A 19,847-nucleotide genomic window follows, 5' to 3' on the forward strand; every position below is an offset into this window, starting at 1 on the left:
GTGACCGCCCACTTCCTACAAACGGTTTGTACATCCGTGAGTACGTGAGACGGGAGATCCAGCCATGGACCACTCACACAGCGTCGGGCGCGAAGCGATGAGGCCGATCATCGAGACCGAAGGGCTGGGCAAGCGCTACGGCCGGACGACAGCGCTGACGGACTGCAACCTGCGCGTACCGGCCGGGCGGATCGTCGGCCTGGTCGGCCCGAACGGCGCGGGAAAGTCCACGCTGCTCGGGCTGACCTGTGGCGTGATCGCGCCGACCACCGGAAGCGTCACGGTGCTGGGCCATCGCCCGGCTGCCGGAGCGGCCCAGCTGGCCAGGGTCGGTTTCGTCGCGCAGGAGTCCCCGGTCTATTCCGGGCTGTCCGTCGCCGACCATCTCCGGCTGGGCGCAAGGCTCAACCCCCGTTGGGACACGTCCCTGGCGCAGCGGCGCATCCGGCAGCTCGGCCTCGACTCCGCGCAGAAGGCCGGCCGGCTCTCCGGCGGTCAGCGGGCCCAGCTCGCGCTCACCGTCGCGGCCGCCAAACGAGTCGAGCTGCTGGTCCTCGACGAACCGGTCGCGTCCCTGGACCCGTTGGCACGCAGCGCGTTCCTGCGCGACGTGCTGGACTTCGTGGCCGAGCTCGGCGTCAGCGTCGTCCTCTCCTCACACCTGCTCGGCGACCTGGAGCGGGTCTGCGACCACCTCATCGTGCTGGCCGCGTCGCGGGTCCAGCTCGCCGGCGATGTCACCGACCTCCTCGCCGTCCACTATCGGATCGCCGGTACGCCAGCCGGTCTTGGCGACCTGCCCGCCGGGGCCGAAGTCATCCACGTCGACCGCACCGCCCGGGAGAGCACCGTGATCGTGCGCAGCAGCGACCCGATCCCGGGTGCGGACCACGCCGACCTGGAAGACATCGGCCTGGCGTACATGACCCGTGGCGCGGAGGCGTCGGTCCGCGGCTCGTCTCACACCCCTGTGGAGGCACAGCGATGATCTGGCTGACCTGGCGGCAGTTCCGTACGCAGGCGGTGGTCGCGTTCGTGGCTCTGGCTGCGCTGGCGATCTACCTCGTCATCCTCGGCCACCGGATGCGGCACGCCTACACCGTCGACATCGCCGGCTGCCGGCCCGCCGACTGCACCAGTGCCCGGCGCGACTTCGAGGAGGCGTACGGTGCGCAGGTCGCGTCGGTCGGCGCCCTGCTGTTGGGCTTGCCGGCGCTGATAGGGGTCTTCTGGGGCGCGCCGCTGGTCACCCGCGAGCTCGAGGAGAAGACCGACCGCATGGTCTGGAACCAGAGCATCACCCGCACACGATGGCTCGCGGTCAAACTGACGCTCCTCACCCTTGTCAGCATGGCGGTCACGGGCCTTCACAGCCTGCTTCTGACGTGGAGCGCCAGCCGCTACGACCAGCTGATCGGCGAACGGTTCGGCGCACTGACGTTCGCTTCGCGCAACATCGCCCCCGTCGGGTACGCCGCCTTCGCGTTCCTCCTCGGCACGGTCACCGGGCTGCTCGTGCGCCGCACGTTGCCGGCCATGGCACTGACCCTCACCCTGTTCGCCGTGATCCAGGTCCTCGTGCCCGCCACGCTGCGGCAGCACCTCATGACGCCGGTCACCAGCACCGTGAAGCTCGACGTCGAGGCGATGTCACGGGCGGACCTCATGGGCATGAACGAAAGCGGGGCACGGATCGACGGCTACACGATGCCCGGCGCGTGGTCGCTGACGTCCAGCAGCAAGGTGTTCAACTCGGACGGTACGCCGTACACCGCCGAACAGGCGGAGCAATGCCGGCAGAGCGATCCGCTCGCGGCACTGCAGTGCACCGCCCGGCAGGACCTGCACTTCAGTTACACGTACCAGCCCGCCGACCGCTATTGGCGGTTCCAGTGGATCGAGCTGTCGGCGTTCCTCGGGCTCACGCTGGTGCTGGCCGGGTTCGGGTTCTGGCGGATCCGCACGTACTCCCACTGAACCACGCCGGGGCCCGCCTCGCCCATCGCGGCGGGCTCCCCGGCCCCTTGTGGTCGGTGGTACGTCCGGAAATCCCGCCTGCAGTCCCGGAGTACCGCCGCTACCCGAGGAAGGACAGGCGGACCTGGCGGTGCGGGTTGTCCCGGTTGGTGTCCACCAGGCAGACCGACTGCCAGGTGCCGAGGGCGAGTTCGCCACCGGTCACGGGCAGGGTGGCGTGCGGGGCGACCAGGGCGGGCAGGACGTGGTCCCGGCCGTGGCCGCGGCTGCCGTGGCGGTGCTGCCAGCGGTCGTCGGCGGGCAGCAGGTCGGTGAGGGCGGCGAGGAGGTCGTCGTCGCTGCCCGCGCCCGTCTCGATCACCGCGATGCCCGCCGTGGCGTGCGGGACGAAGATGTTGAGCAGACCGTCACGGCCCCGGGCGGCGCCGCCGAGGAACGCCGTGCAGGCGGTGGTCAGATCGTGCACGCGCTCGCCGGTTCCGGTGGTGATGTCGAGCACCTGGGTGTGGAAGTTCCCGTTCATGCCTCACATGGTGCCGTCCGGCCCGGGCGTGGCGGGGGACGGACCTTGAGCCGCCCGGGTGAGGGGGCGGCGGCGCGTACGCGACTCTCGACTTCTCCGCCGATCTCGTTGATACGTAGAAGTAATGAAAAACGATGAGCTGTCTACGGGGAGGCGGTTCGTACTGCGTGCCGCCGTGTTCATCGGGGTCGCCGCTGCCGCCGGGCTGATCGGCGAGCAGCATGCCGTCCCGCCCGGCGTGCCGGAGGGCGCGGGACCCCCCGGACCCGGTGGCGCCGCAGGCCCCGGCGCGGGACCGGGCGCGGGCACCGGGGGAGCGGCGGCCGGGGCCGGCGGTGCGCCCGGCCTGCGCGCCCAGGGGCCGCCCCCGTCGACGTACCGGCTCAAGCCCAGCCTCAACGAGGCCCCGCCGCGCTACCGGCGCCCGCAGCTCGCCGTGCGCAGCAGACCCATCCTGGAGCTGCCCGTCACCCCGAGCACGGGCAGCTCCATGGTGCTCACCTTCGACGACGGGCCCGACCCCCGGTACACCCCCGGCATCCTGGACACGCTCGCCCACCACGGCCAGCGGGCCATGTTCTTCGTCTGCGGGGAGATGGCAGACGTCCACCGGGACCTCGTACGCCGCATGGCCGCCGAGGGACACGTCATCGGCAACCACACCTGGACCCACCCGCTCATCCCCAAGCTCTCCCGCCCCGCCCTCGCCTCCGAGATCAGCCGCACCAGCGACGTGGTGGAGCAGATCACCGGGGAACCGCCGCTGTGGTTCCGCGCGCCGTTCGGCGCGTGGAACCGGGCGGCGTTCGAGATCGGCGCCGAGCTCGGCATGGAGCCGCTGGCCTGGACCGTGGACACCCTGGACTGGAAGGAGCCGGGCACCGGCACCATCGTCTCGCGGGTCCTGCGCGGCGCGGCCCCCGGCGTGATCGTGCTCAACCACGACGCCGGCGGTGACCGCTCCCAGAGCGTCACCGCCCTGCAGAGCTACCTTCCCCAACTCCTCGACCGCGGCTACCGGATGACCCTGCCGGTGGCCCCGCGCTGAGCACCCGGCGACCCCGACGACCCCGGCGACCCCGGCGACCCCGGCGCCCCGCGGGCGGGACGGACCCGCCCGCGGGGCGCCGGCGTCGCGCCGCTCTAGCGGGCCTCCACCATCCGTGCGAAGACCACCACGTTGCCGTCGTAGCCCTTCGCCTTGGAGTAGCCGCCCCCGCAGGTGATCACCCGGAGCTCGGCGTGCCCGGTGTCCCCGTAGACCCGGGATCCGGGGAAGGCGTCCTTGGCGAACACCTCCACGCCGTACACCTCGAACACCGCGGTGCGCCCGTCGTACCGCTGCACCTCGATGCGGCTGCCCTTGCGGACCGAGCCCAGTCCGTAGAACACCGCCGGCCCGCGGGCGTTGTCGACATGGCCGACGATCACCGCGGATCCCTGCTGGCCCGGCGAGATGCCGTTCAGGTACCAGCCGGCCAGGTTGTTGTCCTCGGCCGGCGGCGCGTCGATCCAGCCCTGCGCGTCCAGCCCGACCGTCATCACCGGCGCGTCCACGTTGATGGACGGGATACGGACGCGCTGCACCGACGAGTGGTCCAGATGCTGCATGCCGAGCGGCACCTGCGGTGCGTCCGCGGGGAGCTGGTCCGGCGTCACCTTGACCGCGGAGGCCGCGGTGGGCTGCGGTGGGCCTTCGTCGATGTTCGACCCGTTCCGCATCATGGCCAGGCCGGTGAGCAAGACCAGGGCGATGACACCCCAGGGGGAGCGCCGCCTCGGCGGCGGCTCGTCCTCCATGAACATGGTTCCCTTCCCGACGCGGGGGTCCCGGCCCGCGTTCGAAGTCCCGCCCCGGCGCCGTCGTGTGCTGGTTCTCCCCGACGCCCATGTTCACGCACGCTAAGCGCACACGGGCAGTACGGCGAGGGGGGAAGGGCGAACGGGTGGTGAGCCCGGAAGGGGTGCGCCCGTCCGGGTAATCGTCATATAACCGTCTGACGGGGTGTGACCTGCGGATCCTTCGCCGGAGCGGTGCGACGCTCGGCGTGTCGGTCAACCGGGCGGACCAAAGCAGGACATGCGCTGGTTGCGGAGCAGCCCCAGGGTTGCGTTCAGGGAGGCGTTCTCGTCGATCATCCCGGGCCACCGCTCCGGGGCGCATCCCGCTGGAGGTTCCACCATGCGTGCCTTTCGCGCTCTCACCGTGACGGCGGCCGCTTTCGCCGCCGTCGGACTCAGCGCCCCGTTCGCCGCCGCGGACCCCCCGGGCACGGGCATCGGCGGCCAGGGCCCGAGCAACGTCTCGGTCAACCCGTTCTCCGTGCACCAGGGCTCGACGATGCAGGTGAGCGCGACCGGCTGCGGCCACGGCGGGACGGTCTCCTCGCCGGGAAACTTCTCGCCGGCCAACCTCTCGGCCGGCACGGTCGGTTTCGCCAACGTACGGATCTTCAACCACGCCTCGCCCGGGACCCACACGCTCCAGGTCAAGTGCAACGACAGCAACCTCATCGCCACGCACCGCTTCCAGGTGCTCCTCGGACGGGGAGCGCAGGGCGGCCTCGGCGGGTCCTTCGGGCCGTCCACCGCCGAGACCGCCATCGGTGCGGGGCTCGTCGGCACTGCCGCACTCGGCGCGGGCATCCACCTGATGCGCCGTCGCCGGCCGCTGCGCGGGCGGGCCTGACCGGACTGGACCTCCCCGGTCTGCGCTCGAACCGCCGGTCGCCCCGGGTCCCGGCCAGGACCCGGGGCAACGCCTTTGCTCCGGCAATGCTCTGCGGGCCGGCGGTGCCCGTTTCGCCGGCGCCCGCCGCGTCAGTGCCCGCGGGCGGCGGCGCGGCGGCGGAGGAGGACGTACGCCGTCCCGCCGGCGGCGGTCACGAGCAGCGCGGCGCCGGCGGCGATCTCGGCGGTGTTCGAGCGGGTGATGCTGCCGCCGACGCCGCCGCGCACGCCGAGGGAGGCTCCGGCGCCCGGACCCGTTCCGGTGCCTGCAGTGGTGCCCGTTCCCGTGCCGGTGCCGGTTCCGGTTCCGGTGCCCGTGCCCGTGCCCGAAGTGGCTCGGGGCGGCGCGGGGGTGACGGCCGGAGGGACGGCCGGGGACGCGGACGGAGGCGGGACGGGCGGCGGGGCCGGCGGCAGCGCGGGGGGAACGGGGGACGGGGTGGCCCGGACGGTGGCCGTGGAGCGGGCCGTCGGGGAGCTCGTGCCGCCCGCGATGGTCAGGTCGGTGGAGCCGGTCTCGTTGTTGCAGGTGAAGGCCACCGAGTACTGGGCTCCGCGGCGGGCGTCGCGGTCCACGGTCACCCGGACGCTCCGGCCGCGCGGGATGCTCACGGAGTCGAAGACGCCCGAGGAGGCGACGGCGTAGGCGGCGTTGCAGTTGGTGACCGCCAGCAGCACGGTGCCGCCCGGCGCGACCGTCGAGGGGGAGAGGGAGAAGCCGAACGAGGTGGTCTGGGCGGGCGCGACCTCGTCGGGAACGGCCGTCGCGCCGGCCGCGGACATGCCCCAGAGGAGGGTGGCGCCGGCGCCGGCGGCGAGCAGGGCTGTGGCAGAGGTACGTATCGCACCCATGGCTGGTCTCCGGATCCCGGGGCGCAGCCGCGGAACGATTCCGCCGTGGGGGGCGTGCCGCGCCTCGTTGTCCGTCACGCTAGGCGGGTCCGTGGGCACCCGCGATCAGGGCCGGGCGAACGGGTCATCGTCGTCCGCCGAACCGGGGAACGCGGACCCCGATCCGGTTTCGGGATCCGGTTTCGGGATCCGGTTTCGGGATCCGGCCGGCGGGGTCAGCCGCCCAGCTCCAGATGCGGGAACTGCTCGAGGAAGGGCTCGGCGGTGGCGGCGATGCCCCGGCCGTAGGGAGCGTCGAAGTCCCAGATCAGGAACAGCAGGAAGGCGATCAGAGCGCTGAACAGCCCGGCCAGCAGCATCTCCCGGAACGAGCGCCGGATCTGCAGCGCGAAGATCATGCCCACGGTCACCAGGGCGCCGATGACCAGGCCGAACCACACCACTCCCGGCATGGTGGCCCCGGCGCTCCCGGCCCGGCTGGACCGTGCGTCGTCGGCGAGGGCGACCTGGTCGACGAGGGGCTGGTACGCCTGGCCCTCGTGGTCGGTCTGGGGCTGGTAGTCGGTCACGTCCCGGCGGATGCGGTCCAGCAGAGCGGTGCCCTTGTCGGTGGTCTCGCCGGAGTCGGCCATGCTCTTCCACTCGGTGGTGACCACATGGGTGACGTAGGCGTCCACGTCGGACCGGATCCGGGCCCGGACCTCGGGCGGGTAGACCTCGGCCCGGACGCTGACCTCGTGGAGGGCCTGGGCCTCCTGGCGTACGTATTCCTGGGCGGCCCCGCGGGCCTCCCAGACCCCGGCTATCGCCAGGCCGAGCACGATCGCGTAGATCACGCCGATCATCATCGTCATGTACTCGATGACGTCCGGGGTCTCGGACGGGTCGTCGTCGTCCCCGATCCGCCGGTGGTTGAAGAAGGCGATGGACAGCACCACGGCACAGGCCGCGGCCATGGCGAGCGACAGCACGAGCCATTCCGACAAGCGAACTCCAATCAGCGCGGCCGCAGCGCGGCGAGTGCGAGTACCGCGGGGGCCGTGGCGAGCAGGGTGAAGGTCACCGGGGAGATCCGGTTCGCGTCCGGCTTCTTCCGGGCCGGGGCGCGGTAGGCGGGGCGGGCCACCGCGACGGGCGCGGGGGGCGGGACCACCACGGGCGGCGGCTTGGGCACCGCACGCGGCCGGGGCGGTGGCGGGGGCGGAGGAGGCTGGGGAGCCCGGTACACCGGGGCCGGTTCCGGGGCCGGCTTGGGCGGGGGTTTGGGCTTCGGCGTCGGCTTGGGCGCCGGCCTGGGCGGCGGTTCGGGTGCGGGCGTGGGCGTCGGCTTCGGCTTGGGCGTGGGCTTCGGGGTGGGCTTGGGCGGCGGCGGGGGAGTGGGCTTCGGAGGCGTGGGGCACGGCGGCGGCGGGGGTGGCGGGCAGTGGTGTCCGCCGTGTGGCCGTCCGTGGTGTGAGCCGTGCTTTCCGTCGTGTTTTCCGGGGGGCTTGCAGCGGGGGCCGCCGTGATGTCCGCCACCATGACCGTGCCCCTGGCCGCCGCCGTGACCACCCGATCCGGCGACCGCGACCAGCGTCGTCCCGCCGCCCGCCCCCGCCGTGCCGACGTGCGCGTAGGCGCAGCTATCGGCCACCGCCGGAGCGGCGGACAGGGCCGTCCACAGCAGGACCGGGACCGCGAGGAGGTGCCTGGCTGAAGCTCTCTTCACCCGGGGAGCATGGGCCCGGGGGTATCCGGGCACGCGCGGCGCGGCCGGGGTTCGCCTGAACGGGCGATGTTGGGACCGTAGAGGTTTGAGCCAACTATCCTGCAGATCCTGATCGTTCACCCACCATTAGCCAAAAGGGATTTGTCGGTTTCGGTCAATCCTTGCGTCACTGGATCGGAAGGGGCCTCCGGGGCCTTTGATGTGTGACGAAGAACGGATCACCAATTTCCGCTTTTGCTCGCCCTGTTGGGAAATGATCAGTACATTCGGCTCGGACAGCTGTCCGACCCCCACGTGGAACCAGACCATGGTCCAGACCATGGCCGACGCCTTGGAGACCCGATGGAGCGCCCCGCCTGGGCCCCGCCAGGTATCGACATATCGGTGCCGAGCGTGTCCCGCATCTACGATTACTACCTGGGCGGCTCGCACAATTTCGAGGTGGACCGGCAGGCGGCCCGCCGCGCGATGGAATTCATCCCGGGGCTGCCGAAGATCATGCAGGCGAACCGGGCGTTCATGCGCCGGGCCGTCCGGTACGCCGTCGCCGAGGGTGTCACCCAGTTCCTGGACATCGGCTCCGGCATCCCCACCTTCGGCAACGTCCACGAGGTGGCACAGGCGGCCACCCCCGAGGCCCGCGTCGTCTACGTCGACCACGACCCTGTCGCGGTCGCCCACAGCCGGGCCGTCCTGGACGGCGACGACCGCACCGCCGTGGTCGCCGCCGACCTGCGCAAGCCCAAGGACATCCTGAACAGCCCGGAGGTCTCCGGACTGCTCGACCTGAGCCGGCCGGTGGCCCTGCTGCTGGTCGCCGTCCTCCACTTCCTGGAGGACGCGGACGAGCCCTACGCCGCCGTCGCCGAGCTGCGCGACGCGCTCGCCCCGGGCAGCCTGCTGGTGCTCACCCACGCCTCCTTCGAGGGCATCCCGGTCCCCCAGGAGCAGGCCGCCGGCACCGTCGGCGTCTACCGGGACATCCGCAACCCGCTGATCATGCGCACGGGCGACCAGGTCCGCCGCTTCTTCGAGGGCTTCGAGCTGGTCGAGCCGGGCCTGGTGGCGATGCCCCGCTGGCGCCCCGACGGCTCCGGCGGGCCGGACGGCGGCGACCCGCAGGAGGACCCGTACGCGTTCTCCGGCTTCGGCGGCGTGGGGCACAAGGCGTGAGAACCCCGGCCCACACTCCGGGCACGGCAGAGCCGGGACGGCCCGGCAGACGGGGCGGCCCGGTGCCGGCCGCCGTCCTCCCGGGCAGTGCACAGGACGCGGCCGAAGACCGGGTCGCGCGGTTCGCCACCATCTGGAGCCGCGCCATCTTCCCCGTCACGGCCACCTCCCTCACCCGCCCCGAGCTCGAACAGCACCTCCTCCCGCTGGCCCGCACGCTCACCGAGGCCCTGCACGCCCGCCCCTTCGACCCGGCCGCGGGCCAGCAGGTCGGCGCCGATCTGGTCGGCCTGCACTGCACCGACCCGGAGGCACTGGCCGGCACCCTCGGCGTGGTCGAGGCGTACCTGGTCCTCTACTGCGGGCCGCAGGGCACCGGCGCCGAGGAGGCGGAGGAGTACCGGGCCCGCTGCGCCCGGCTCCAGCACGGCATCGCGGCGGGCTTCGCCCGCGCCCTGCGCGAGCGCACCCTCAGCGAGCAGGAGGCCATCGCCCGCTCCGCCATCACCGCGTCCTCGGACGCCCAGCAGGCCCTGCACGCCAGCGAGGCCAGGTTCCGCGCGGTCTTCGAGGGAGCCGCCATAGGCATCGGCATCGCCGACCTGGAAGGCAACGTCCTGGAGGTCAACGACGCCCTGCTGCGCATGTTCGGCGGCTTGGAGGGCCACGTCCGGGGCCGCAACGTCAGCGAGTGGGGGCATCCCGACGACACCCCCAACATCTGGAAGATGTACGGGGAACTGGTCCGCGGCGAACGGGAGCACTACCGGGCCGAGAAGCCGTACTACCGGCACGACGGCACCGTGCTCTGGACCAATCTGACGGTGTCCCTGCTGCGCGACGCGGAGGGCCGCCCGCAGTACCAGCTGGCACTGATGGAGGACACCACCGAGCGCCGGCTGCTCAACCTCCGCCTCCGCTACGAGGCCACGCACGACGCCCTCACCGGGCTGCCCAACCGGACGCTGTTCTTCGAACGGCTGGAGAAGGCGCTCAGCGCCCCGGAGGGCACCCGCTTCGGCCTGTGCTACCTGGACCTGGACGGGTTCAAGGCGGTCAACGACAGCCTCGGCCACTCGGCGGGGGACCGGCTGCTCGTGGAGGTCGCAGACCGGCTGCAGGGCTGCGCCACCGGACCCGGCGAGGTCGTCGCCCGGCTGGGCGGCGACGAGTTCGTGGCCCTCATCACCGGCTCGGACGCCGAGCGGGACGTCACCGACCTCGCCGTGCGGATCCTCTCCGCGCTCGCGGCGCCGATCCGGCTCGAAGGCCGGGAGCTGAGCGTGCGCGGCAGCATCGGCATCGTCGAGGGCGCGGCGGGCGAACGCACCCCCGCCGAGGTGCTGCGCAGCGCCGACATCACCATGTACCGGGCCAAGGCCGCGGGCGGAAACCGCTTCGAGTTCGCCGACGCGGAGGCCGACGCCCGTGCCATCACCCGGCACGGACTGACCAACGCGCTGCCCGCGGCCCTGGAGCGGGGCGAGTTCTTCATCGAGTACCAGCCGCTGGTGCACCTGCACGACGGCACCGTGCACGGCGCGGAGGCCCTGGTCCGCTGGTCGCACCCGCAGTACGGGGTGCTCGGCCCGGACCGGTTCATACCGCTGGCCGAGCGGACCGGCCTGATCGTGCCGCTCGGGCGCTGGGTGCTGGAGGAGGCCGTCCGGCAGGCCCGCACCTGGCAGCGCGAGCACGGCGGCCCGCTCCGGATCAACGTCAACCTGTCGCCGACCCAGCTCCACCACCCCGGCCTGGTGGCGGACACCGTGGCCGTGCTGGAGAACTCGGGGCTCGCGCCCGGCGCGCTCTGCCTTGAGGTCACCGAATCAGCCCTGATCGGCGCGGACGACGAGCTCCTCGAACCGCTGCACCGCCTCGCGGAGCTGGGGGTGGACATCGCCCTCGACGACTTCGGCACCGGCTACTCGAACCTGGCGAACCTGCGCCGGCTCCCGGTGAGCGTGCTGAAGCTGGACCGCTCCTTCACCCAGGGCATGCAGCAGCAGCCCGCCGACCCGGTGGACGTGAAGATCGTGGAGGGGATCGTCGCGCTGGCGCACAGCCTGGAACTGGCCGTGACCGTGGAGGGCGTGGAGACCCGGGCGCAGGCCACCCAGCTCCGCGACCTCGGCTGCGACACGGCCCAGGGCTGGTACTACGCCCGGCCCGGAGCCCCGGACCGCATCCACGCCCTTTCCCTCTCGGACGCCACGCCGTAGGCGGTGCCGGGCGGTCCGGACCCGGCCGGCCCGCAAGGGTCCGGGCGGCCCGGTCTGCCGGTCAGCCCAGGCTGTCCGGCCGGCCCGGACCGTCCGGACCACTTCGGGGGCGTCAGCCGGTGCAGCCGGGGACCGCGTCGGCCGGGCTGCAGATGTTCGGCCGGTTGTCCCGGATGTCGTCTCCGTTCAGGGTGAGGGCGCCGGACGCCTTGAAGATGCCGCCGCCGTCGCCCGCGCGGTTGCGGGTGATGGTGTTCTCCTCCAGCACGGTGCTGCCCAGTCCCGTGGATCCCCCGGCCAGGTAGAGGCCGCCGCCCTGTGCGGCGCCGCCCTTCGTGGTGACCGTGTTCCGGAGGATCTTGTTGCGCTTGGCCGTCAGGGTGCCGCCGTCGGGGTTGTCGAGACCGCCGCCCTGAGCCGTGCCGTTCGGCGCGTCGACGGCGCCGTCAGCCGGTAGGTGCAATCGCGCGCCAGCCGGATCGTGTCCGGCCCCGGCGAACCGTTCGCGGCGTTGATCGCCGCGACCAGGTCCGGGACCGAACAGCGGACCGTCACCGCGGCGGCCTGGGCGGCGGGTGCGGGAACCGCCACCAGCCCGCCCGCGACGAGACCGAGGACGGCCGGGACATGCCGACGAGACATCGGGGACTCCCTTTCGGTGTCCGGCGGGCCGTCAGGAAATTGCGAACCGAGCCCAGATGACCACGCGTCACCGCCCCCTGGCCTCCGGGCGTGATCCGTACGGGGTGGGCCGGCAGGCCGTACGGGGCAGTGACGACCCGGACGGAGCAGACGCGCGCTCCGGCGGCGCTCGCCGGACCGAGGACCTCCCTCAGCCCAGCCCCGCCTCCGTGCCGGTGCCCGGGGTGCGCGTCGCGGCCAGGACGCGGCGCATGCGCTCCGTGCTGTCGGAGAGGACGTGCGCCGCGGCCGCGAGGCGCTCGGACTCGTAGGTCTCCGGGGCCGTTTCCCCGCTCAGGGCGCGGGCCAGGGCGGCCGCGTCCTGCAGGCCGGTGTTCATGCCGAGGCCGCCGGCTATCGGATGGACGTGCGCCGCGTCACCGGCGAGGAAGGCCCGGCCTTCCCGCAGACGGCCCGCCATCCGGACGTTGACCCGCCAGGTCGACATCCACGACGCGTCGGCCGGCCGGATGCCCGGCATCCGGGCGTGCCGGTCGAAGAGCCGCCGGAAGCCCTCCGCCGACGGCGGGAGCGCCCGCCCTTCCGCGTCCCGTTCGGGTGAGGACTGGAGCTGGAAGACCTCCGTGCCCGGTATCGGACAGAGCATCATGGCCGCGCCGTCCGAGGTGTACCACTGGTGCCAGAACGTCCGGCTCAGCCCGGGCGCCCGGACATCGCCCACCACCATCGACTGCTCCTCGTCGGTGTACCCCTCGAACGGGATGCCGAGCAGCCGGCGCACCGTACTCCCGCCGCCGTCGCACCCGGCCAGCCATTCCGAGTGGACCCTCCGGCCGTCCGCCAGGGTCGCCGTGACCCCCTGTCCGTCCTGGGCGATCCCGGCGACCCGGGCGCCGTACTCGACCTGGCCGCCGAGATCCGCGAGGCGCCGGCGCAGCACCTCCTCGATCTGCCACTGACCGATGAACAGGATGCCCGGGACCGTGCTGTCTTCGATCTGCTCTCCGTCGAAATACTTGCGGAAGAGCAGCCCCGGATTGCCGATGCCCCTGATCCGGTCGGCGACCCCGGCCTGCTCCAGCACCGCCAGGCCACCCGCGTTGAGCGTCTTGCCGCGCGATTCCCGGTGCGGCTCGTCCCGCCCGTCGACGACCCGCACCGTGATCCCGCGCCGGGCCAGCTCGCATCCGAGCGCGAGGCCGGTCGGTCCGGCGCCCACGACCAGTACCTCCGTGGATGTGTCCGTCATCTTCTGCCCCCTCTGTCCGTGCATCGGCTGATCGTGGACCGGTCGTCCGCGAACGGCTCGATCCCCGATGACGCAAGGAAAGCGTGCCCGAGTCAAAAATGCAACCCGGTAAAAAAATTAACTCGGTCATCATTTGTGCTATGCTCGCCGCATGGAGTCGACTGCGCCCGGGCTGCGAGAGGCCAAGAAACTGCGCACACGCCGCCAGCTGGCGGCGACCGCACTGGAGTTGTTCCTCGAGAACGGATTCGAGGCCGTCTCGGTGGCGGACGTCGCCGCCGCGGCGGAGGTGTCCAAACCGACGCTGTTCCGGTACTTCCCGACCAAGGAGGACCTCGTCCTCGACCGGTTCGCCGATCACCAGGACGAGGCGGCCCGGATCGTGCGCGGCCGCCCCGCGGACGTCAGCCCGGTCGAGGCCCTGCACCGCCACTTCGTCGAGGCGCTGCGCGAGCGCGACCCGATCACCGGCCTGAACGACCACCCGGAAGTGGTGGCCTTCCAGCGGCTGCTGTACTCCTCACCGGGGCTCTCCGCCCGCCTCGCCCACTACACCGCCCGCGAAGTGGAACTCCTCGCCGACGTGCTCGAATCCGGGGCCGGGTACGAGACGCCCTTCGCCGCCCGCCTCGCGGCGCTGTGCATGGTGACGGCCCGCCGGGAACTCGGCCAGGAGAACTGGCGGCGGATAGCCGCGGGCCGCAGCGCCGACGAGTGCCACCCCGACGCGGTCGCCGACGCCGACCGGGCCTTCGGGATGCTCGCGCGCGGGCTCTGACCCGCCGCCGCCGGTACGGCTGCTCCTGTGCGGCCGTCCCCCGTACGGCCGCCACCCGATCCGCCGTGCGGGGGTGTGCGGCCCCGCCTAGCCTGATACGGGGGTCGTCGTCCTCGTCGTGCAGGAGGCTGCCGTGAGGTATTCACACAACCGCCGTCGCACGGTGTGCCGGAAGGCGTGCGTGGGGCTCGCCACGGCCGGTCTGCTGGCCGTACCGGTCGCCGGAGCCACCGCCCACGCGGCACAGCCCACCCCGACGCCCACGCCCGTGCCGACCGCCTCCGCACAGCCCTCGCCCGCCGGCGGTTTCCCGGTCCTGGACGACTCGGTGGACGCCAAGCTGGACAAGGCCGTCCAGGACGTCCTGAAGAAGACCGGCGTCCCCGGCGTCATCGTCGGGGTCTCCGCCCCCGGCAAGGGCGAGTACACCCGTGCCTTCGGCGTGGCGGACAAGGGGACCGGCCAGCCGATGAAGCCCGACCTGTACTCGCGCATCGGCAGCCAGACCAAGACCTTCACCGTCACGGCCCTCCTCCAGCTCGCCGGACAGGGCAAGGTCGGCTTGGACGATCCCATCGGCACGTACATCGCAGGCGTACCCAACGGCGAACGGATCACCCTCAGGGAACTCGCCGGCATGCGCAGCGGCCTGCTCAGCTACACCCAGACAGAGGCCTTCTACAAGGCGCTCACCACCGACCCGACGCGCCAGTACACCCCCAGGCAACTGCTCGACTACGCCTTCGACGCACCGGAGCCGGTGCTCTTCGAACCGAACGCGCAGTTCAACTACTCCAACACCAACCTGATCCTGCTCGGCCTGGTCATCGAGAAGGTCTCGGGGAAGCCGCTGGGCGACTACATCCGCGACCACATCCTGCGTCCCGCCGGCATGAACCGCACCAGTTTCCCCAAGGGTGCCGAGTTCCCCACTCCGCACGCCCAGGGCTACACCGAGCAGACCGCGTCCGGGAAGGTCGAGAACGCCACCGACTGGAACCCCTCCTGGGGCTGGGCGGCCGGAGCCATGGTTTCTGATCTTCCCGACATGAGGACCTGGGCGAAGACGGTGGCCACCGGCACCTTCCCGGACGGCAAGCGGATGGTCAGCCCCGAGATGCAGAAGCAGCGCCTCATCACCCCGCCGACCGTGATCCCCGGTGCCGGCTACGGCCTGGGCATCTTCGACGTGCAGGGCTGGATCGGCCACAACGGGTCCCTGCCGGGCTACCAGACGCTCGCCCTGTATCTGCCGGAGGCGCAGGCGACGCTGGTGGTGCTGCTCAACGCCGACTTCGCGTACGGTCCGGAGCAGGAGGAGCCGAGCACCCTCTTCGGGCAGGCGATCACCCAGATCGTCACCCCGGACCACATCTACAACCTGCCGCCGGTCACCCAGAAGAGCCCCGCGCCCTCGTCCCCGGCCCCCACGCCGCCTTCCAAGCCTGCCTCCAGCCCGGCCTCCTCACCCGCCTCCTGACCCGGCCAGCAGCATCCGCTTCAGCTCGCGCGCCGCGCGCGGCGGAGCCACGTCCGTGCGGTGCGCCAGTGCGATGGTGCGCCGCAGCGGCGACCCCTCCAGCGGGGTGACCCGCACCCCCGGCCCGGTGGTCCCCGCGACCATCGCCGGGACCACCGCCAGCCCCAGACCCGCACGGACGAAGCCGAGGACCGCGTCCATCTCGCCGCCTTCCACCGTGAAGGCGGGCTCGAAGCCCTCCGCCCGGCAGGCGGCCACGGTCAGTTCCCGCAGGTCATAGCCGTGCCGGAACATCACCATCGGCTCCTCGCGGAGTGCCGCGATGGTCAGCGGCCCGCCGCCGCCCGGAGCCGGAAGGGCATCCGAGGAGATCACCACCAGGTCCTCCGTCAGCAGCTCCATCGTGGTCAGCGCGGGCGCGGCGGGCGGCAGCGGCAGCGCGATCAGCGCCAGGTCCAGAGCGCCCCTGGCAAGCTCCCGCACCAGGTCGTGCGAACCGCTCTCCTCGATCAGCAGCTGGATCCCCGGATGCGCTGTGTGGAACTCCCTCAGCACCCCGGGGAGCAGGCCCGTGCACAGGCTGGGCGTGGCCCCCAGCCGCACCCGGCCCCGCTGCAGCCGGGCCAGCTCCTGCACCTCCAGCCGGGCGGTGTCCGCGTCCGCGAGGATCCTCCGGGCCAGTGGCAGCAGCGCCTCCCCGGCGTCGGTCAGCGCGATGTTGCCCCGCGCCCGGCTGAACAGCTCGGCGCCCAGCTCCCGCTCCAATGCCTTGATCTGCTGCGAGAGCGAAGGCTGCGCCACATGGACCCGCTCCGCGGCCCGGGTGAAGTGCCGGGTCTCCGCTACAGCCACGAAATAAACAAGCTGTTGAAACTGCATAGATCCTTCCTATCAAGATGAGCATCATCATGTCTTGGACCTTTCAGACCTCCGGTCCCTACCGTCGATGCATGGCTCTGGCAACGCGCACCCGGACGGGCTCCCCGGCCCCCTCGCTCTGGGGTTCCACCATCGGCAAGAAGACCGTCATGGCGGTCTCCGGGCTGGTCATGCTCAGCTACCTGGTCGTGCACATGCTCGGCAACCTCAAGATCTTCTTCGGGCCGGACGAGTTCAACGCATACGGCCGGTGGCTGCGGCACATGGGTGAACCGTTCCTGCACAGCCACTGGGGGCTCTGGACCGCCCGCATCGTGCTGCTCACCGCCGTGATCGCACACGCCGTCTCCGCCTACCAGCTCAGCCGCCGGGACATCAGGGCCCGCCCGGTGAAGTACGCCCACAAGCGACGCCGTGCGAGCTACGCCACCCGCACCATGCGCTGGGGCGGGGTCATCCTCGGCCTGTTCATCGTCTGGCACATCCTCGACCTCACCACGCTCACCGTGAACGAGCGCGCCCTGGAGGGCCACCCGTACGAGAACGTGGTCGCCTCCTTCTCCACCTGGTACGGCAACACCATCTACATCACCGCGATGCTCGCCATGGGCCTGCACGTCCGGCACGGCTTCTGGAGCGCCGCGCAGACCCTGGGTGCCGGCAACGCCCGCCGCGACAAGGTGCTGAAGACCCTGGCCAACCTGCTGGCCCTCCTCCTGACCGCGGGCTTCGTCTCCGTCCCGGTCGCCGTCATGACCGGATTGGTGAATTGACCGTGAGCGCCACCGAGCACACCGCGAACCCCGAACACCCCGAACACACCGAACGCCCCGAACACACCGGGAACCCGTACGCGCACTACACCGTCGGCGAGCCCCTCGCCGACACCAAGGCCCCGACGGGCCCGATCGCCGACCGCTGGGACCGCCGCCGCTTCGAGGCGAAGCTGGTCAACCCGGCCAACCGGCGCAAGCACACCGTGATCGTCGTCGGCACCGGCCTGGCGGGCGGTGCCGCCGGCGCGACCCTCGCCGAGCAGGGCTACCACGTGGTCCAGTTCTGCTTCAGCGATTCGCCGCGCCGTGCCCACTCCATCGCCGCCCAGGGCGGCATCAACGCCGCGAAGAACTACCGCAACGACGGTGACTCGATCCACCGCCTCTTCTACGACACCGTCAAGGGCGGCGACTTCCGGGCCCGCGAGTCCAATGTGCACCGCCTCGCCCAGATATCCATCGAGATCATCGACCAGTGCGTCGCCCAGGGCGTCCCCTTCGCCCGCGAGTACGGAGGCCTCCTCGACACCCGCTCCTTCGGCGGCGTCCAGGTCTCCCGCACCTTCTACGCCCGCGGCCAGACGGGCCAGCAGCTCCTGCTCGGCGCCTACCAGGCGCTGTCCCGGCAGATCGCCGCCGGGAACGTGGAGATGCACGCCCGCACCGAGATGCTCGACCTGATCGTCACGGACGGACGCGCCCGCGGCATCGTCGCCCGCGACCTGATCACCGGAGAGATCTCCACCCACTTCGCGGACGCCGTCGTCCTCGCCACCGGCGGCTACGGCAACGTCTTCTATCTCTCCACCAACGCCATGAACTCCAACGCGACCGCCGTCTGGCGGGCGCACCGGCGCGGCGCGTACTTCGGCAACCCCTGCTTCACCCAGATCCACCCCACCTGCATCCCGCGCACCGGCGACCACCAGTCCAAGCTGACGCTGATGAGCGAGTCCCTCCGCAACGACGGCCGGATCTGGGTCCCCAAGGCCGAGGGCGACACCCGCCCCGCCGCCGGGATCCCCGAGGACGAGCGCGACTACTACCTGGAGCGCATCTACCCCTCCTTCGGCAACCTCGTGCCCCGCGACATCGCCTCCCGCGCCGCCAAGAACGTCTGCGACGAGGGCCGCGGCGTCGGCCCCGGAGGTCAGGGCGTGTACCTGGACTTCGCCGACGCCATCCGCCGCATGGGCAAGGACAAGGTCGCCGAGAAGTACGGCAACCTCTTCGACATGTACGAGCGGATCACCGCGGAGAACCCCTACGAGGTCCCTATGCGGATCTACCCCGCCGTGCATTACACGATGGGCGGGCTGTGGGTCGACTACGACCTCCAGACCACCGTCCCCGGCCTCTTCGCCATCGGCGAGGCCAACTTCTCCGACCACGGGGCCAACCGCCTCGGTGCCTCCGCGCTGATGCAGGGCCTCGCCGACGGCTACTTCGTCCTGCCGTCCACCATCAACGACTACCTCGCCCGCAACCCGCACCACGACACCGTGGACGCCGGCCACCCCGAGGTGCGGGCCGCCGTCGACGAGACCCGGTCACGCGTCGAGAGGCTGCTCGCCGTCGACGGCGACCGCACCCCCGACTCCTTCCACCGCGAGATCGGCGAGCTCATGTGGGAGTACTGCGGCATGGCCCGAACCGACGCCGGGCTCCGCAAGGCACTCGCCCGCATCCCCGAGATCCGCGCGGAGTTCTGGCGGCGGATCAAGGTGCCGGGTACCGGCGAGGAGTTCAACCAGTCACTGGAGAAGGCCAACCGCGTCGTCGACTACCTGGAGCTCGCCGAGCTGATGTGCCTCGACGCCCTCCACCGCGAGGAGTCCTGCGGCGGCCACTTCCGCGAGGAGTCCCAGACTCCGGACGGCGAGGCCGCCCGCCGCGACGAGGAGTTCGGCTACGCCGCCGCCTGGGAGTTCACCGGCGACGGAAAGCCCCCCGTCCTGCACAAGGAAGACCTGGTCTTCGAGTACGTCCACCCCACCCAGCGGAGCTACGCATGAGGATCGACCTGCGCGTCTGGCGGCAGAAGAACGCCGACGCCCCCGGCACCATGGTCACGTACCAGGTCGACGGCATCTCGCCCGACATGTCCTTCCTGGAGATGCTCGACACGCTCAACGAGGACCTCATCCTGCGCGGCGAGGAGCCCGTCGCCTTCGACCACGACTGCCGTGAGGGCATCTGCGGCGCCTGCAGCCTCGTCATCAACGGCGACGCCCACGGCCCCGAGCGCACCACCACCTGCCAGCTGCACATGCGGTCCTTCGCCGACGGCGACACCATCGACGTCGAGCCCTGGCGGGCCGCCGCCTTCCCCGTGGTGAAGGACCTGGTCGTGGACCGCGGCTCCTTCGACCGCATCATCCAGGCCGGCGGCTACATCACCGCCCCGACCGGTTCAGCGCCCGAGGCGCACGCCACCCCCGTGCCCAAGGCCGACGCCGACCACGCCTTCGAGCACGCCGAGTGCATCGGCTGCGGCGCCTGCGTGGCGGCCTGTCCGAACGGCTCGGCGATGCTGTTCACCTCGGCCAAGATCAATCACCTCAACGTGCTGCCCCAGGGCTCCCCGGAACGCGAGACCCGCGTCCTGGACATGGTCGCGGCCATGGACGACGAGGGCTTCGGCGGCTGCACCCTCACCGGCGAGTGCGCGACCGCCTGTCCGAAGGGCATCCCGCTGCCGTCGATCGCCGCGATGAACCGCGAATGGCTGCGCGCGGTCCGCAAGGGGGGTCGCTGACCGGCCCTCCTGTCGCTGACCTGGGCACACCGGTCGGAAACCGTCCCGGACGGCTTGCCCGCGGGCTTCGCCGGGTGAAGATCAGCACAGGTGTACTCCG

At 71.8% G+C, this 19,847-nt stretch carries 20 protein-coding genes; 11 read left to right on the forward strand and 9 right to left on the reverse strand.

The window, feature by feature from the left end; translation table 11 throughout:
• Window positions 1-64: 64 nt before the first annotated feature.
• Both ACGFQ9_RS06245 and ACGFQ9_RS06250 read left to right on the forward strand, forming a co-directional pair.
• Window positions 65-988 (forward strand): ABC transporter ATP-binding protein, encoded by a 924-nt coding sequence (locus ACGFQ9_RS06245; protein ID WP_393571690.1) that lies wholly within the window; start codon window positions 65-67, stop codon window positions 986-988.
• Window positions 985-1,977 (forward strand): transporter, encoded by a 993-nt coding sequence (locus tag ACGFQ9_RS06250; RefSeq protein ID WP_393571692.1) that lies wholly within the window; start codon window positions 985-987, stop codon window positions 1,975-1,977. The genes ACGFQ9_RS06245 and ACGFQ9_RS06250 overlap by 4 nt, the downstream gene beginning before the upstream one ends.
• 100 nt (window positions 1,978-2,077) lie before the next feature.
• Here ACGFQ9_RS06250 and ACGFQ9_RS06255 read toward each other — a convergent pair whose 3' ends face one another.
• Window positions 2,078-2,500, reverse strand: coding sequence for a YjbQ family protein (locus ACGFQ9_RS06255; protein ID WP_393571693.1), 423 nt, complete (start codon window positions 2,498-2,500; stop codon window positions 2,078-2,080).
• A gap of 124 nt (window positions 2,501-2,624) precedes the next feature.
• Between ACGFQ9_RS06255 and ACGFQ9_RS06260 the strand changes: the two genes are divergently transcribed.
• The gene (locus tag ACGFQ9_RS06260; RefSeq protein ID WP_393571695.1) at window positions 2,625-3,548 is read left to right on the forward strand and encodes a polysaccharide deacetylase family protein; all 924 of its coding nucleotides are present in this window, start codon (window positions 2,625-2,627) and stop codon (window positions 3,546-3,548) included.
• A 95-nt stretch (window positions 3,549-3,643) separates the two neighbouring features.
• Here the strand turns inward: ACGFQ9_RS06260 and ACGFQ9_RS06265 are convergent, their stop codons facing one another.
• Entirely contained in the window at window positions 3,644-4,300 is a 657-nt protein-coding gene (locus tag ACGFQ9_RS06265) for a class F sortase (RefSeq protein ID WP_393571697.1), read from the reverse strand.
• A gap of 382 nt (window positions 4,301-4,682) precedes the next feature.
• Here ACGFQ9_RS06265 and ACGFQ9_RS06270 point away from each other — a divergent pair, with 382 nt between their 5' ends.
• Window positions 4,683-5,189, forward strand: a complete 507-nt coding sequence (locus ACGFQ9_RS06270; protein WP_393571699.1) for a hypothetical protein — start codon at window positions 4,683-4,685, stop codon at window positions 5,187-5,189.
• Window positions 5,190-5,320: 131 nt separating this feature from the next.
• Here ACGFQ9_RS06270 and ACGFQ9_RS06275 read toward each other — a convergent pair whose 3' ends face one another.
• The 3 genes from ACGFQ9_RS06275 to ACGFQ9_RS06285 all read right to left on the reverse strand — a co-directional run bounded on the left by ACGFQ9_RS06275 (window position 5,321) and on the right by ACGFQ9_RS06285 (window position 7,238).
• Window positions 5,321-6,082: a hypothetical protein gene (locus ACGFQ9_RS06275; RefSeq protein ID WP_393571701.1), complete on the reverse strand. Its 762-nt coding sequence runs from the start codon at window positions 6,080-6,082 to the stop codon at window positions 5,321-5,323.
• 215 nt (window positions 6,083-6,297) lie between these two features.
• Entirely contained in the window at window positions 6,298-7,068 is a 771-nt protein-coding gene (locus ACGFQ9_RS06280; protein WP_393571702.1) for a hypothetical protein, read from the reverse strand.
• 11 nt (window positions 7,069-7,079) lie between these two features.
• Complete coding sequence (locus ACGFQ9_RS06285) at window positions 7,080-7,238, reverse strand: hypothetical protein (RefSeq protein ID WP_393571704.1); 159 nt, start codon at window positions 7,236-7,238, stop codon at window positions 7,080-7,082.
• Between the two features lie 894 nt (window positions 7,239-8,132).
• On the opposite strand from ACGFQ9_RS06285, the gene ACGFQ9_RS06290 reads away from it, so the two are divergent.
• Both ACGFQ9_RS06290 and ACGFQ9_RS06295 read left to right on the forward strand, forming a co-directional pair.
• Complete coding sequence (locus tag ACGFQ9_RS06290; RefSeq protein ID WP_393571706.1) at window positions 8,133-8,963, forward strand: SAM-dependent methyltransferase; 831 nt, start codon at window positions 8,133-8,135, stop codon at window positions 8,961-8,963.
• Between the two features lie 62 nt (window positions 8,964-9,025).
• Window positions 9,026-11,185 carry a putative bifunctional diguanylate cyclase/phosphodiesterase gene (locus tag ACGFQ9_RS06295; protein WP_393571708.1) on the forward strand — a complete coding sequence of 720 codons (2,160 nt, stop codon included), beginning with the start codon at window positions 9,026-9,028 and terminating at the stop codon, window positions 11,183-11,185.
• A gap of 112 nt (window positions 11,186-11,297) precedes the next feature.
• Here the strand turns inward: ACGFQ9_RS06295 and ACGFQ9_RS06300 are convergent, their stop codons facing one another.
• The 3 genes from ACGFQ9_RS06300 to ACGFQ9_RS06310 all read right to left on the reverse strand — a co-directional run bounded on the left by ACGFQ9_RS06300 (window position 11,298) and on the right by ACGFQ9_RS06310 (window position 13,076).
• The gene (locus ACGFQ9_RS06300; RefSeq protein WP_393571710.1) at window positions 11,298-11,648 is read right to left on the reverse strand and encodes a hypothetical protein; all 351 of its coding nucleotides are present in this window, start codon (window positions 11,646-11,648) and stop codon (window positions 11,298-11,300) included.
• A complete protein-coding gene (locus ACGFQ9_RS06305) occupies window positions 11,561-11,827 on the reverse strand; it encodes a hypothetical protein (protein ID WP_393571711.1) in 267 nt (88 codons plus the stop codon). Before ACGFQ9_RS06305 ends, ACGFQ9_RS06300 begins: the two co-directional genes overlap by 88 nt.
• Window positions 11,828-12,017: 190 nt before the next feature.
• A complete protein-coding gene (locus ACGFQ9_RS06310; RefSeq protein ID WP_393571713.1) occupies window positions 12,018-13,076 on the reverse strand; it encodes an FAD-dependent monooxygenase in 1,059 nt (352 codons plus the stop codon).
• Window positions 13,077-13,227: 151 nt separating this feature from the next.
• On the opposite strand from ACGFQ9_RS06310, the gene ACGFQ9_RS06315 reads away from it, so the two are divergent.
• The gene (locus tag ACGFQ9_RS06315; protein ID WP_393571715.1) at window positions 13,228-13,854 is read left to right on the forward strand and encodes a TetR/AcrR family transcriptional regulator; all 627 of its coding nucleotides are present in this window, start codon (window positions 13,228-13,230) and stop codon (window positions 13,852-13,854) included.
• 133 nt (window positions 13,855-13,987) lie between these two features.
• Complete coding sequence (locus ACGFQ9_RS06320; RefSeq protein WP_393571717.1) at window positions 13,988-15,334, forward strand: serine hydrolase domain-containing protein; 1,347 nt, start codon at window positions 13,988-13,990, stop codon at window positions 15,332-15,334.
• Here ACGFQ9_RS06320 and ACGFQ9_RS06325 read toward each other — a convergent pair.
• A complete protein-coding gene (locus ACGFQ9_RS06325) occupies window positions 15,320-16,213 on the reverse strand; it encodes a LysR family transcriptional regulator (protein WP_393571719.1) in 894 nt (297 codons plus the stop codon). The genes ACGFQ9_RS06320 and ACGFQ9_RS06325 overlap by 15 nt on opposite strands.
• Before the next feature lie 71 nt (window positions 16,214-16,284).
• On the opposite strand from ACGFQ9_RS06325, the gene ACGFQ9_RS06330 reads away from it, so the two are divergent.
• From ACGFQ9_RS06330 to ACGFQ9_RS06340, 3 genes are read left to right on the forward strand one after another with little or no spacing between them, the layout of a single operon-like run.
• The gene (locus tag ACGFQ9_RS06330; protein WP_393571720.1) at window positions 16,285-16,986 is read left to right on the forward strand and encodes a succinate dehydrogenase; all 702 of its coding nucleotides are present in this window, start codon (window positions 16,285-16,287) and stop codon (window positions 16,984-16,986) included.
• Window positions 16,987-16,988: 2 nt separating this feature from the next.
• On the forward strand, window positions 16,989-19,004 hold the full coding sequence (locus tag ACGFQ9_RS06335; protein ID WP_393571722.1) for a fumarate reductase/succinate dehydrogenase flavoprotein subunit: 2,016 nt from the start codon (window positions 16,989-16,991) through the stop codon (window positions 19,002-19,004).
• On the forward strand, window positions 19,001-19,747 hold the full coding sequence (locus tag ACGFQ9_RS06340) for a succinate dehydrogenase/fumarate reductase iron-sulfur subunit (RefSeq protein ID WP_393571724.1): 747 nt from the start codon (window positions 19,001-19,003) through the stop codon (window positions 19,745-19,747). Before ACGFQ9_RS06335 ends, ACGFQ9_RS06340 begins: the two co-directional genes overlap by 4 nt.
• Window positions 19,748-19,847 lie beyond the last annotated feature (100 nt).

It is taken from the genome of Streptomyces sp. NPDC048603, from assembly GCF_043199475.1.
GTDB lineage: Bacteria > Actinomycetota > Actinomycetes > Streptomycetales > Streptomycetaceae > Streptomyces.

Coding starts and splice junctions, on each gene's coding strand:
- ACGFQ9_RS06315 (WP_393571715.1), top strand. CDS start 13,228: ATGGAGTCGACTGCGCCCGGGCTGCGAGAGGCCAAGAAACTGCGCACA.
- ACGFQ9_RS06265 (WP_393571697.1), bottom strand. CDS start 4,300: ATGGAGGACGAGCCGCCGCCGAGGCGGCGCTCCCCCTGGGGTGTCATC.
- ACGFQ9_RS06275 (WP_393571701.1), bottom strand. CDS start 6,082: ATGGGTGCGATACGTACCTCTGCCACAGCCCTGCTCGCCGCCGGCGCC.
- ACGFQ9_RS06250 (WP_393571692.1), top strand. CDS start 985: ATGATCTGGCTGACCTGGCGGCAGTTCCGTACGCAGGCGGTGGTCGCG.
- ACGFQ9_RS06255 (WP_393571693.1), bottom strand. CDS start 2,500: ATGAACGGGAACTTCCACACCCAGGTGCTCGACATCACCACCGGAACC.
- ACGFQ9_RS06330 (WP_393571720.1), top strand. CDS start 16,285: ATGGCTCTGGCAACGCGCACCCGGACGGGCTCCCCGGCCCCCTCGCTC.
- ACGFQ9_RS06290 (WP_393571706.1), top strand. CDS start 8,133: ATGGAGCGCCCCGCCTGGGCCCCGCCAGGTATCGACATATCGGTGCCG.
- ACGFQ9_RS06245 (WP_393571690.1), top strand. CDS start 65: ATGGACCACTCACACAGCGTCGGGCGCGAAGCGATGAGGCCGATCATC.
- ACGFQ9_RS06270 (WP_393571699.1), top strand. CDS start 4,683: ATGCGTGCCTTTCGCGCTCTCACCGTGACGGCGGCCGCTTTCGCCGCC.
- ACGFQ9_RS06260 (WP_393571695.1), top strand. CDS start 2,625: ATGAAAAACGATGAGCTGTCTACGGGGAGGCGGTTCGTACTGCGTGCC.
- ACGFQ9_RS06340 (WP_393571724.1), top strand. CDS start 19,001: ATGAGGATCGACCTGCGCGTCTGGCGGCAGAAGAACGCCGACGCCCCC.
- ACGFQ9_RS06305 (WP_393571711.1), bottom strand. CDS start 11,827: ATGTCTCGTCGGCATGTCCCGGCCGTCCTCGGTCTCGTCGCGGGCGGG.
- ACGFQ9_RS06310 (WP_393571713.1), bottom strand. CDS start 13,076: ATGACGGACACATCCACGGAGGTACTGGTCGTGGGCGCCGGACCGACC.
- ACGFQ9_RS06325 (WP_393571719.1), bottom strand. CDS start 16,213: ATGCAGTTTCAACAGCTTGTTTATTTCGTGGCTGTAGCGGAGACCCGG.